This window comes from Williamsia sp. (assembly GCF_036566845.1).
Taxonomy (GTDB): Bacteria; Actinomycetota; Actinomycetes; order Mycobacteriales; family Mycobacteriaceae; genus Williamsia.
In genome coordinates this window covers 1-13,102 of the sequence record NZ_DATCVM010000247.1, presented here as the reverse complement: position 1 = coordinate 13,102, position 13,102 = coordinate 1, and the positions used below count along the sequence as shown (strand labels likewise).

General features: G+C 64.9%; 11 protein-coding genes. 2 read left to right on the top strand and 9 right to left on the bottom strand.

Going from position 1 to position 13,102, the window contains the following annotated elements; translation table 11 throughout:
- The 9 genes from VIQ49_RS24225 to VIQ49_RS24185 form a co-directional block, all read right to left on the bottom strand.
- On the bottom strand, positions 1 to 192 hold a 192-nt coding region (locus VIQ49_RS24225; protein WP_331889144.1), incomplete at its 3' end, for an aspartate/glutamate racemase family protein.
- 98 nt (positions 193 to 290) lie between these two features.
- Complete coding sequence (locus VIQ49_RS24220; protein WP_331889143.1) at positions 291 to 1,826, bottom strand: NCS1 family nucleobase:cation symporter-1; 1,536 nt, start codon at positions 1,824 to 1,826, stop codon at positions 291 to 293.
- 146 nt (positions 1,827 to 1,972) lie between these two features.
- Entirely contained in the window at positions 1,973 to 2,698 is a 726-nt protein-coding gene (locus tag VIQ49_RS24215; RefSeq protein WP_414731710.1) for a GntR family transcriptional regulator, read from the bottom strand.
- 45 nt (positions 2,699 to 2,743) lie between these two features.
- On the bottom strand, positions 2,744 to 4,672 hold the full coding sequence (locus tag VIQ49_RS24210) for an alpha/beta hydrolase family protein (protein ID WP_331889142.1): 1,929 nt from the start codon (positions 4,670 to 4,672) through the stop codon (positions 2,744 to 2,746).
- Entirely contained in the window at positions 4,669 to 6,474 is a 1,806-nt protein-coding gene (locus VIQ49_RS24205) for an N-acetylglutaminylglutamine amidotransferase (protein WP_331889141.1), read from the bottom strand. The genes VIQ49_RS24210 and VIQ49_RS24205 overlap by 4 nt, the downstream gene beginning before the upstream one ends.
- Positions 6,475 to 6,477: 3 nt before the next feature.
- Positions 6,478 to 9,096, bottom strand: coding sequence for a carboxylate--amine ligase/circularly permuted type 2 ATP-grasp protein (locus VIQ49_RS24200; protein WP_331889140.1), 2,619 nt, complete (start codon positions 9,094 to 9,096; stop codon positions 6,478 to 6,480).
- A 50-nt stretch (positions 9,097 to 9,146) separates the two neighbouring features.
- A complete protein-coding gene (locus tag VIQ49_RS24195; RefSeq protein ID WP_331889139.1) occupies positions 9,147 to 10,397 on the bottom strand; it encodes a globin domain-containing protein in 1,251 nt (416 codons plus the stop codon).
- Entirely contained in the window at positions 10,394 to 10,879 is a 486-nt protein-coding gene (locus VIQ49_RS24190) for an Rrf2 family transcriptional regulator (protein WP_331889138.1), read from the bottom strand. Before VIQ49_RS24190 ends, VIQ49_RS24195 begins: the two co-directional genes overlap by 4 nt.
- 145 nt (positions 10,880 to 11,024) lie before the next feature.
- Positions 11,025 to 11,519 carry a hotdog fold domain-containing protein gene (locus tag VIQ49_RS24185; protein ID WP_414731711.1) on the bottom strand — a complete coding sequence of 165 codons (495 nt, stop codon included), beginning with the start codon at positions 11,517 to 11,519 and terminating at the stop codon, positions 11,025 to 11,027.
- 531 nt (positions 11,520 to 12,050) lie between these two features.
- On the opposite strand from VIQ49_RS24185, the gene rpsJ reads away from it, so the two are divergent.
- Together rpsJ and rplC are read left to right on the top strand one after the other, a co-directional pair.
- Positions 12,051 to 12,356 (top strand): 30S ribosomal protein S10, encoded by a 306-nt coding sequence (gene rpsJ, locus VIQ49_RS24180; RefSeq protein ID WP_003938093.1) that lies wholly within the window; start codon positions 12,051 to 12,053, stop codon positions 12,354 to 12,356.
- A gap of 17 nt (positions 12,357 to 12,373) precedes the next feature.
- Positions 12,374 to 13,027, top strand: a complete 654-nt coding sequence (gene rplC, locus VIQ49_RS24175; RefSeq protein ID WP_331889136.1) for a 50S ribosomal protein L3 — start codon at positions 12,374 to 12,376, stop codon at positions 13,025 to 13,027.
- Positions 13,028 to 13,102 lie beyond the last annotated feature (75 nt).

Here is a 13,102-nt window from a genome sequence, read left to right as displayed (position 1 = left end):
GGATGCCAGGACCGCCTCGAGTACGCCGGGTACCGCCAGTGCCTCGTCGTAGTGGGATTCGATCGACGCCGGGCCCATCGTCGAGGTCACCGCGACGATCTCCGTCTGCGGCCCGGCCACCGATCGTGCGGCCCCGGCGATCTGATCGGTCATCGAATGTGTGGTGTTCGGGTTGATCACAGTGATACGCATACTTCTCCCTGCTGCCTGAATCCGAACTCCGATGATGTGGCCTTTTGGCCGGCGCGACCTGCGGTTTTGCTCGCCAAAAGGCCACACTATCGGGTTTGTCAGGCCTTCGCGGGCTGCCGGATGCCGTAGATCATGTGCTTCGGCAGGTACTTCATACCAGCCATGTAGAGGACGAATCCGATTGCGGCGCCGATGAACCAGGTGAAACTCGCCTGATACGAGGTACCCCAGATGACCACGCCGATCGGAACCAGCGCCGCGATGACGGTGGCGACGACGGCCACGGGGTTGACGCCGCCGCGGAAGTAGTACTGCGAGTTCTCATCCATCGTGAACAGGTCATCGACGTCGATCCGCTGCTTCTTGATGAGGTAGTAATCGGCGATGAGGATGCCGAACAGCGGACCGATCACAGCACCGAGGGTGTCCAGCGTGTAGTGGATCGCGTCCGGATTGTTGTAGAGGTTCCACGGCGTGATCAGGATCGACCCGACCGCGGCGATCATGCCACCGGTGCGCCAGCTGATCTTGGTCGGTGCCACGTTCGAGAAGTCGAATGCGGGGGAGACGAAGTTGGCCACGATGTTGATGCCGATGGTCGCGATGGCAAACGTGAGGACTCCGAGCACGGCTGCGGTGGTGTTGTCGATCTTGTCCACGATGTGGACCGGGTCGGTGATGATGTTGCCGGCGTCGTCTGTGCCGATCACCGTCGCACCGGCAGAAACCGTGCACACCACAAGGATGGAGAAGAACAGGAAGTTGACCGGAAGGCCCCAGAAGTTGCCCTTCTTGACCTCACTGAAGGACTTTCCATACCGCGAGAAGTCGCCGAAGTTGAGCATCGGACCCGAGAAGTACGACACCACAAGGGCTATCGCCGAGATGAGTGCAGTGACCGATGCCCAGCCGGTCTTCGAGTCCCCCACCGAGAGGTCGAAGCTGACGTTGTCCCAGCCGGCCTTCCAGATCAGGTAGCCGGCCAGGATCACCATCACCACATAGACGGCGGGACCGCAGAAATCGATGAACTTGCGGATCGTCTCCATGCCGTTCCAGAAGACAATCGCCTGCAGGACCCACATGAGCATGAAACCGGCCCAGCCGAGCGGGGAGAGTCCGAGGAAGGACATGTCGCCGCTCTCGCTGTACTTTTCCAGCGACGGCCAGAACTTGAGGGCCAGAAGGCCGAAAGCCACCGAGGCCAAATATGTTTGGATGCCATACCAGGCGACGGCGATGAGACCGCGGATGATGGCGGGCACATTGGCGCCGCGGACCCCGAATGCGATGCGGGTGGTCACCGGGTACGGGACGCCGGCCTGCTGCGACGGCTTTGCGACCAGGTTGCACAGCACGTTCACGATCACGATGCCGATGACGAGGGCGACCAGAACCTGCCAGGCGGCGATGCCGAGCGCAAAGAGGCTGCCCGCGAACACATATCCACCGACACTGTGCACGTCGGACATCCAGAAGGCAAAAATGTTGTACCAGGTCCAGGTCTGGTTGCGCAGCGGAGCGAGGTCCTCGTTGGTCAGGCGCTGGTCGTAGCTGAGTTTGATGACGCTCTCGCCGGCGGCGTTGTGTTGATTTGTCGGGACCTCTGAATCGGGGGTTTGAACATCGGTCATGGGTATTCCTTCAGCGTCGGAATCGAGCCGCGTTCGGGGCTCGCGATGGGGCTGAGAAAAACCTATGAGTGCGATATTTCCCGCGGATTACATGCTTGACAATTTGCGCGGGTCCGGCCCAGGGAAGTGGATATATTCTGCGGAGGTCAGCCGGCCGGTGGGGAGTCCTCGCGGGCGACGTTCAGATCGGCAGCGGTGTCGATGATGACCGATTCCAGACGCCGATGGTGTTCCTGCGCAACAGCGACGAGCTCAGCGGCATCGCGCCGGGCCATGGCGTTGATCATCTTCTCATGGTCGGCGTGCAGCTGGAGCTGCGTCGGACCGGTCGCTCGCTGCATCACCTGAAAGGGCTCGGTGATGTCCCAGGTCGAGTCGAACATGTTGAGTAGCCGGTGCATTCCGCAGGGATTGACCAGCGCCTGGTGGAACCGGCGCGAATGCACGTGATAGGCCCTGCGGTCACCGGCGATGGTGGCCTCCTGCAGTGCCCGGTGCTGCACCCGGGCGAGGTCGAGGTCGGCGCCGGTCGCCAGGGCGCAGGCCCGTGTCAGGGCGGCTTCCTCGAGTACTCCGCGCACGATGTAGATCTCTCGGAGTTCTGTCAGCGTCAGCTGTGCAACGTAGTACCCACCACCGGTGCGATGGTCCACCAAGCCCTCGCCGACAAGGGTTTTCAATGCCTCGCGGACCGGGATCGCACTCACCCCGAACAGCTCGGCAACGCTGCCGACCGGAATCGCCGACCCCGGTGGGGCACTGCCGTCGAGGATGACCCGGCGCAGTTCGTCGAAGATACCGGCCTGCGCGCTGCCCGAGAGCTCACCGCTGAGATATGAGATCAGTGGTCGGTGTGGTTGGTGTGCTGACACGGCGTTCCTCTCCGGGGCGGGTATGGATCCGGTGGTGCATGGTCGTCACCGCGCCGCAGCCGCGGTGCTGAAGGCGTCGACGATCCATTGACGCAGGGCGGCGGTCAGCGCCTGCTGGTTGTCGCGTTTGACGATCTCATGTCCTTCGTCCGGAAACAGGATCAAGTCGGCCCGGGCCCCGAGGGCCTTTGCCTGCTCGACGATCTGCTCGGATTCGCTGACCGGGACATTCGTGTCGTGCCGACCGTGGATGACCAGCAGTGGCGCGCGGAGCTCTGAGATGCGGTGGATAGGTGACAGGTCTCGCAACAGTTCGCTGTCGGCTTCGGGATGCCCGTATTTCGTGTACGCGGCGACCGCGATCCACGGCTCCGTGTTCGAGAAGAACGATTCCAGATCGCTCATACCGCAGATGGACACGCCCGCCACGAACATGTCGGCGTGGAATGTCAGGCACGCGAGGGTCAGATAGCCCCCGTATGACCTTCCTGCGCAAGCAATGTGGTTCGGGGCGGCATGGCCCTCCCGGATGAGGAACGTGGCACAGTCGGCGGCGTCGTTGATGCCGGCATACCGCCCGTACCGGTCGTCGGCGTGAGAGAACAGCCGGCCGAAACCACCGGACCCGCGCACGTTCGCCGCGAACACGGTGATGCCCGCTTCGAGCAGGGCCGGGAACAGGAAGCTGTACTCGGGCCGGGCCTGCGCCTCCGGACCGCCGTGGAAGTAGATCAACGCGCGGCCGGGTACACGTGGAACGGTGCCGTGTGACTCCGGTCGATAGAGCCAGCCGGACAGCGGCATTCCGTCACGGGCGAAGAACTCCACCAACTCGGGCCCGGTCCCGTCGGTCGGAGTGGTCCGGCCGTGATCGATAGGGGTCCAGAGACCTTCCCGCCAGTTGATCAGTCCTACGGTCGGGGCCATGTCGGGAGCTTGCACGGTCATCGCGATCAATGAGCCCGAGGCGCTGATCGACAGTTCGCCGACCACGGTCCCTGGCAACTCGATCGGCGGGTGCAGGGTTCGCTCGGGTAGGGTCATGACCTGTAATTCACTGCGGCCCTTGTTGTTCCACAGTATTGCGACCGTCGACTGATCGTTGCTGATCGCGAACTCGTCGAGTCCGTAGCCGCTGCGCTGGGCCAGCACGGTGAACCGGATCCCATCACGTCCGACGTCGATCGCCAACAGGCGCGGGTACACCGCGTCGAAGTCGCTGCGTACCAGGGCCTGCACGCTGTCGAGATCGCGGTCGCGCCCGGCGAGTCCGAAGCCGGGAAACAGAAGAGACGCGTGTTCGTAACCCTGGTCGAGGATCACGCCCTGGTCGGTGGAGGCGCCCGGATCGTTGGGGAGCAACGGGATGACGCTGTCCCGGCGCAGGAGCAGCATCTCGCGATAGCCGCGCGGACCGACCCGCAGCAGGGCTGCGCCCTTCCACGAGTCGACCAGGTGTCCGCCCACGCGCGCATCGAGATCGGTCACCTCTCGGGTGAGGGGATCGACCATCAACGCGTGGGCCGTCGCGTCGGGTTCGATGGCGGACAGCAGCACCCGATTCGCGTCCCAGCCGATGAGTTGGACCGTCGCGTATCCCGTGGTGTGATTTCCTGCAGCGAGATCTTCCGGGGCGCCGACCCGGATCGCCGCCGGATCGTCTGGATCGGTGGTCACGATCCAGACCTGATGGTGTTCGCCGCCGCCGGGTGCGACTTCGCACGCCAGCCAGTGACCATCCGGGGAGTGGATGAGGGTGCGGACCGGTCCCGGGCACGGCAGTTCGACGGCGCGCATCGGCCCGGCGCCGTCGCGGTGCAGGGTTCGCTGCGCTGCCCGCGGATAGCCCGTGCCGTCGTCGACGATGTACGCAAACGCATGACCGCCGGGAGAGACGGATGCACCATAGCTGTGCCGGCCACTGTTGCGCTCGGCAATCCCGGACCCGTCGGATGTGACAGCTCTCGAGGTCATCGTGCCCCCTGCGCCGCACCAGCGGTTTCCATTGCCTGCAACCACATCTCGAGCATCGCGAGCTGCCACAGCGAGTTCGATCCGAGCGTGGTGCGGGTCTCGTTCGGGGAGGCGAGCAGGGCCCTGACGGTGGTGTCGTCGTAGAGGCCCCGATCCTGTGCCGATCTGGCACGCAGGGTGTCGGTCACGAGGTCGAGGACACCGCCGTCGAGATGGCGGATCCCCGGGACCGGGAAGTAGCCCTTGGTGCGGTCGATGACCTCGGCGGGCAACAGGGTGCGGCTGGCCTGCTTGAGCACCCCTTTGCCACCATGCGCAAGCTTGAGTGCGGGTGGACAGGTGGCCGCGAGTTCGACGAATTCGTGGTCGAGAAACGGGACGCGGGCTTCGAGCCCCCAGGCCATCGTCATGGTGTCGACACGTTTGACCGGATCGTCGACGAGCATCACGGTGGTGTCCAGACGCAACGCGGCATCGACGGCGGAATCCGCTCCGGGCGCGTGCTGATGGTCGTGGACGAATTGCCGGCTCGGATCGTGGTCGAGTCGGTACCCCGGACGCAGCAGCGCATTGAGTTCATCGTGCGAGCGATCGAAGAACACCGACGCATAGGCCTCGGTGACGTCGTCCCTGGCGGTGTGCTCGAGAGGCGGATACCAGTCGTAGCCGCCGAGGATCTCGTCCGCACCCTGTCCCGACTGCACCACCTTGATCGACTTGCTGACCTCCTGCGAGAGCAGATAGAAGGCCACACAATCGTGACTGACCATCGGCTCGCTCATGGCCGCCACGGTTCCCGGTATGGCCGGCAGCAACCGCCCGGAATCGATGTGGATCTTGTGGTGCCGGGTCCCGAATGTCCTCGCGATCAGGTCGGAGTACTCGTACTCGTCGCCGGATTCTCCTGCGGCCGAGTCGAATCCGATGCTGAAGGTGGCGAGGTCGGTCTGGCCCTGTTCAGCGAGCAACGCGACCACGAGAGACGAGTCGATGCCGCCGGAGAGGAGTACGCCGACGGGCACGTCGGCCACCATGCGTCGCCGGACGGCCACCCGCAGCGAGTCGACGAGCTCGCGGCCCCAGCGTGCCTCATCCCAATCGGCCCGATCCGGATGTGGTTCGAAAACTGGCTCCCAATACCGCTTTTCGGTGCTGGTGCCATCGGGGGAGATGGTCCGCACGGTCGCCGGCGGCAGCTTCCTGATGCCTTCGTACATGGTGTGCGGCGCGGGGACCACGGAGTGAAAGGTCAGGTAGTGGTGCAGCGCCGTCCGGTCGATCGAGGTGTCGATCCCGCCGGCGGCGAGCAGGGCCGGGATCGACGACGCGAACCGCAGGCGTGCAGGGCTTTCGGCCACGTAGAGCGGTTTGATGCCGAGTCGGTCGCGCGCCAGCGTCACCTCGCCGGTGTCGGTGTCGACGATCGCGAACGCGAACATGCCGATGAGGTGTTCAACGCAATCGGGGCCCCAGTGGTGGAAGGCCTTGAGTATCACCTCGCTGTCCGCGGTGGAGAAGAACGAGTAGCCGGCGGCGGCCAGTTCGTCGCGCAGTTCCCGGTAGTTGTAGATGCAGCCGTTGAACACCAACGACAATCCGAGTGCCGCGTCCACCATCGGCTGGGCGCCGCGCGCGGTCAGATCGATGATCTCCAGTCGCCGATGCCCCAGCGCCACATGGCGATGTAGGTAGACACCCTCACCGTCAGGTCCGCGCGGCGTCATCGATGCGGTCATGGCCGCCACGGCCGACAGATCGGGCCGATCGCCGTTGAACGTGATCTCGCCGCTGATCCCGCACATCCGTCATCCTCCTCTGGTCGGTGATCCGGTTCGGATCCAGGTGTCCTTCCCGCCGCCACCACGCGACGAGTTCACGATCATGCTCCCGGCCGGTGCCACCCGGGTCAGTGCGGCCGGCGCCATGTGTGCGGTGACCCGATCCTCGCCGTCGGCGCGCAGGTGCACAAACGCCCTGAGGTCCACATGGTGTGGATGCAGGCCCTGGCCGTCGAACGTGGGGTGCGTCGAGAGCCGGACGACTTCTTGCGCGACAAACCGCTCGGGATGACCGATCAGGTCTTTCCGGCGGTCGGCCAATTCCTGATCGGTGGCCTCGGGGCCGATCATCACACCCGACCCACCGAGTCCGTCGATGGGTTTGATCACGAGTTCGTCCATGCGCGACAGTACATAGTCGCGCTGGTCGCGTTCGGCACACAGCCACGTGGGAATCTGCTCGATCGCGGGGGCCTCGCCGAGGTAGTACTCGATCATCGCCGGGACGAACGAATACACGGCCTTGTCGTCGGCGATACCGTTTCCGAGCGCGTTCGCGATGGCGAGGGTTCCCGCCCGGAGTGCGGTCAGGATCGGCTGTCGCAACGGTTCGCCGCCTGAGCCCGACGACGACAGCAGCATGTCTTCGTCCATCCGCGCATAGAGCATGTTGACCGGCACATCCTTCCCGCGGATCAGCGCGACCACCCGATCGCCGTCGGGCCGTAGATCGGCGGAGTCGATGAGGGTCAGGCCGGCGCGCTCGGCGATCATCGAGTGCTCGAACCAGGCGGAGTCTTCCCACCCGGCGCTCAGCAGCGCAATGATCCCGTCCGGATCTGCTCGCGGTGGCAAAGCGGCGGCGAGGGTTTCGGCAATCATCTGCGGCATCTCGTCGACCGGCAAGATCTCCTCGGGACCGACCAGTTCGCCGAGGAAGCGGTGCATCAACACTCGATTCGTCATGGCGAACGCGATGCCCGACGGCACCCGCAGGTTGTCCTCGAGCACATGGAAGACACCCGGGGCAGTGGACACCAGGTCGGTGCCGCAGATGTGGGTGCGAACCCGCTGCCACTGCGGTGCCGACCCGGCGCTGCGGTACCCGGGGGCCCGGTCGAGGATCTCGCCGGGGATGATGCCGTCGGAGATGATCTGCTGCTCGGCGTACACATCGACGAGGAAAGCGTTCAAGGCGAGGGCCCGCTGGCGCAAACCACGGGAGATGGTGTCCCACGTATCCGCCTCGATGATGCGCGGGACCGCATCGAGCGAGAAGATCTGCGCCCGGTTCTGGCCGCTGACCCGGAAGGTCATGCCACCGGCACTCTGTTCACTCTCCATCTGATGCTGTCGATTGCGCAGGGCGACCGGCCCCAGCTCGGTGAGTTTGTCCACGATGCGTCGATATCCGGGCCGCACGCTGCCGGCCGGGTCGAAGATCTCGTCGTAGTTGTCAGAATCCTCCGGGCGGAGCACATCGGTGGTCCGGACGTAGGTGTGGAGCATTCCGTTGCCGGAACCGGAGGTCGTCGGTGGGGCCGGTGCTTTGCCCGCCGTCTCGGTGATCAGGGTGTCGACCACATCGGAGAGGTGTCCGCGACGCCGGAGCGCACGGCGCTGGCGCGCGGACGAACTCCCGACCGCGATCGCGCTGTCGATCAGTTCGGTGACACTCGCCCAATCCCCGGTCTCCTGCAGCTGCGGTTCGAGCATCGCGGCGAGTTCGCGAACCACATCGGCGGCCGGCCGCGGCTCGGACGCGACCACGTCGATCAGGTCGGCCTCGAGCCCAGAACGCGCGGCCTGCCAGATCGCGGCCCGGTACAGCGTCGGCGAGATGTCGATGCCGGCCTCACCGGCGGCGATGGCGGTGACCTCACGCTGGACCAGCGCCCGGTAGAGGCCGGCGATCAGGGTGATCGTGTCCACCGAGGGGCAGCTGTCGCACACCCGCAGTTCGAGGGTGGGCTGTCGCGCCGACGGCCGCACATCGAAATAGACCATGCCCGGATCGGTGATGACGCCGGTGTTGATCAGTCGCGCGATCTCCTGGTCGTACTCGCCGGCCGAGAACATCCGCGGGAACGGACCGGTTGTCGGCCAACGCTGCCAGACCAGGGTTCGAGAGCTCGCGTATCCGGTATCGGCGCCGTCGGACCAAAACGGTGAACTCGCCGAGAGTGCGAGCAACGTGGGAACGTACGGACTCAGCCGCCAGGCGATTTGCACCGCCTGATCGCGATCGGCGATGTCGATGTGCACCTGGGTCCCGCAGATCAACTGTTCGCGCGCCAGGAGCTGATAATCGGCGAGCATCCGGCGATACCGGGGTGTCTCGGTCACCTGGAGTTCGGTCGGAACCGCGAGCGGCATCGCGCCCGCGGCAACCACACCGATCCCCAGCTTCCCGGCCTCCAGGGACAGGACCGCACGGTGCTCGCGCAGATCGCCGCGGAGCGAAGACAAGGTGGTGAAGACACCACTGTTGACCTCGATCACGCAGCGCTGCAGTTCCTCGACATACCCACCGGTATCAGGCAGGGCCTCCAACAGCTCCGGTGCCCGCGGGGTCAGCCGGCGTGTACGCAGATCGACGAGGTGGAACTCCTCCTCTATCCCGATACTGCGTGCCTGATCGACCACCTTCCGAGACTAGGCCCATCTGCTCCGATCGGCAGAGCGTCGAGCGCAGGTCAGGCCAGCAGCCAGTCGTCCGGAGAGAACAGTTCGGAGTGCAGTCGCTCGGGTGCGACACCTCGATCGAGGAGCTGGTTGCGGACCGACTGCACGAAGCCGTTGTTGCCACAGAGATAGACATCGGCGCTGTCGTCGAGGGGGATACCCGCCATCTGCAGCTGACCGCCATGGACGCCCGTGTCTGCGGCGTCGCCGGTCTCCTCGTACCAGAGATCGAGTGAACCGCCGGGGAGCTGCGCCATCAGCTCCTGCTGGCGGGCCCGGAGGGGATGGGATCGGACAGACCGATCGGCATGCAGGACCTGGACGGGGCAGCCGGGCGCGTGGATCGCGAGGTGCTCGAGGATGCCGATCATGGGGGTGATGCCGATGCCGGCCGAGATCAGGACCAGGGGCCGCGATCCGATACTGCCGACAGGGAGATCTCCGAACGGGATGCTGACGTCGAGCAGATCTCCGACGGACACCCGCTCACCGATGTGCGTGGACACCTCGCCCGCCGGACCATCGGTGGTGGCGGCGACAGGGCGGACGGCAAACGTCAGTTCTCCCCGGCCCGGAGTGTTGATCAGGCTGTACTGCCGAATCTGTCGGGCGCCGTCGGGCAACGTCACGCCGACCGAAATATACTGTCCCGGAACGAAATCCGGGAACGATTCGGACGTGGCGACCACGGTGACCGCGACGGTCCCGGACGGATCGTCGGTCCGGCCGACCACACGGGCCCGTCGGAAGACGTCACCTGCCCCGACCCCGGCGTCCGCGTAGAGGCGACGTTCCAGGTCGATCAGGGTCTCGGCCATCAGCCAGTAGACCCGGTCCCACGCGGCCGCGACGTCGGGTGTCACGGTCTCGGCGCCGAGTACCTCGACGATGGCGGCGAAGAGGTGGGTGTGAACGATGGGATATTGGTCCGCGGTCACACCGAGCGATGCGTGCTTGTGGCCGATCCGTCCGACCAGTACGGCAGGATGCTCCAACTCCGGGTCGATGAGGTGCGTCGCGAACGTCGCGATCGATGCCGCGAGTGCTCGCTGCTGTGCCCCCTGTGCCTGATTGCCGCGGTTGAAGAGGTTGCGGAGCAACTCGGGGTGGTCCGCGAACAGGCGCCGGTAGAACTCCGTGGTGATGGCGTCGATGTTGGCGCCGACGAGCGGCAGCGTCGCGGCGATCATCTCCGCGTGATGCGGTTCGAGGTCGCCGGTCGGGGTCGCGGTGAGCTGGTCGGGAAGGGGAGCGGTGGTCATGAATCTGTCCTCTCGATAGGTGAAGGCTGTTCGTCCGGGAAAGCGAGGGGGAGTGAGATGAGCGAGTGAAGTGGGATCTGCTTGTCACCGACCAGGTCGCTGACCACGTGCTCGTCGAGCGCGGAGTAGAACGCCTCCTTCGCGTCGGCGAGTGCACGCCGCAAGCGGCAGGACGGCAGGAGGGGGCAGGGGTTGTCCCCCGCGCAGTCGACCACTTCCTTGTCGCCTTCGAGTTCGCGGATCAACCGCCCGACCGACGCGTGACGGCCGGCGTCGGTCAGGGAGAGACCGCCGCCCCGGCCGCGCTGGGAGTTGACCATGCCGAGGTCCACCAATCTGGACACGGCTTTGGCGATGTGATGTTCGGACGCGGCGGCGCTGCCGGCGATCGCGCCGGTGGTGACACGACGGCCGTCCTGTTCGGCCGAGGCGAGCAGCATCATCGCCCGCAGACCGAGGTCGGTGAATCGAGTCAGTTGCATGCGACTCACGGTAGTAATTGCGCACCGCTGATGCGCATTTCTCCGTTGTGTGCTCAAACACCCCGTGACGTGCGGTTTTTCTAGCTGCGGTTACGTCATGGCCGGGCGAGGATTCGGGACTTTCGACCCGGTCCGCGTGGGACCCTCAGCGGGGCGTGACCCACGTGGTGATGTCGCAGTGCACCACTTCGATACCGGCCTTGTCGGTGATCGCGATGTCGACGATGACGTCGCGGCCCTCGGTGATGGTGGCGAAATCGACCGGGTCTCGCAGCGTCGCGACGGCGTGCAACCCCGTCGTGGCCTTCTTGAGGTACTGGCTGTTCATCGATTTCGGGATCCACCGGTGGGTGGAGGGGGTGGTCGCCTCCATGAGCATGCCCATCGCGGTCTCGGCCAGGTTGCACGCGGCGATGGCGTGGAAGGTGCCGAGATGGTTGCGGATGCCGTACCACTTCGGTGCGGTGACCTCGCATCGTCCGGGCTCCATGACCTTCACATAGGGCAGGATCGTCGCGAAATACGGAACCCTGATGCAGATCCCCACCGAGAAGATCGCGGCGCCGAGGCGGCCGGCGGGCAATTTCCGACGCAGGCGGTAGGTCGGGGAGGTGCTGATCGGGGCATCGGAGGCCGGCATGGATGTCATCTTACTCATCGGTAAGATCGGTTGCGGTGATGCCAGGCGACATTCCCAGGCGCCCGCCCGGGCAAATTTGGTCCTGAGCCCGATCTATTGCATACTTGTCGGGTTGCCTTGATCGGCAGTGCAGCCCTGTATGTCTAGGCCGGAAGCCACGTGCGTCCAACCAGCGACAGAGCGCCTGTTGATCGAAGAGCATCACCGGACGAACTAAGCGGTCACGAACTGGTTCGAGCTTCCGTTGTGGTGCACAACAAGCAAAAGATAGACCGCGTTCAGATTGGATGCACCCGGACAAGCGATAAGCGCATGCGCATTACTGTGTGTAAGCATCGCGACACGCCCGAGTGCGTGGACCGGAGGCCCGGGTAACCGGGCGCAGGACGACGGCTCGCGCAAGCGAGTTTTGAACAATGACAGATGAACAGCGTCGATCACCGCCGAGAGGTATTGGTCACGAGGATGCGACACAGTCGTGTCCGCGAGGTGTTCATCTGTGAAGCCGAAATTGACGGAAGAGGACACAGCGTGGCGGGACAAAAGATCCGCATCCGGCTCAAGGCCTATGACCACGAGGCGATCGACGCGTCGGCGCGCAAGATCGTGGAGACCGTGACCCGTACGGGTGCGCGTGTGGTCGGCCCGGTGCCATTGCCCACCGAAAAGAACGTGTATTGCGTCATCCGCTCGCCGCATAAGTACAAGGATTCGCGCGAGCACTTCGAGATGCGTACACACAAGCGACTGATCGACATCCTCGATCCCACGCCGAAGACCGTTGACGCCCTGATGCGTATCGATCTGCCGGCCAGCGTCGACGTCAACATCCAGTGAGTGGCGGGAATCAACAGATGACTCAGACAAATGTGAAGGGAATCCTGGGCACCAAGCTCGGGATGACCCAGGTATTCGACGAGGACAACCGGGTGATCCCGGTGACCGTCGTCAAGGCGGGACCGAATGTGGTCACGCAGATCCGCACCCAGGAGACCGACGGCTACACCGCCGTTCAGCTCGCCTACGGCGCAATCGACCCGCGCAAGGTCACCAAGCCGGTTGCCGGTCAGTTCGCCAAGGCCGGGGTCACCCCGCGCCGGCATGTGGCCGAGATCCGCGTCCACGACGTCGCGGACTACACGGTCGGACAGGAACTGACGGCGGAGATCTTCGCCGACGGGGCTGTTGTCGACGTGACCGGTACCTCCAAGGGCAAGGGCTTCGCCGGTGTCATGAAGCGTCACGGCTTCAAGGGCCTGGGCGCGAGCCACGGCGTGCACCGCGTGCACCGCTCGCCCGGATCCATCGGTGGCTGCGCCACCCCCGGTCGCGTGTTCAAGGGCATGCGGATGGCCGGACGGATGGGTAACGACAAGGTCACCACCCAGAACCTGAAGGTCCACAAGGTGGACGCTGAATCGGGCCTGCTGCTGATCAAGGGAGCGATCCCGGGTCGCAAGGGCGCGGTTGTCATCGTCCGTGACGCCATGAAGGGTGGTGCGAGCTAATGACTGTCAACACTGAGAAGCAGCAGACCCGCACGGTCGACGTGAAGAGCTTCGGTGGCAAGACCGACGGAACCG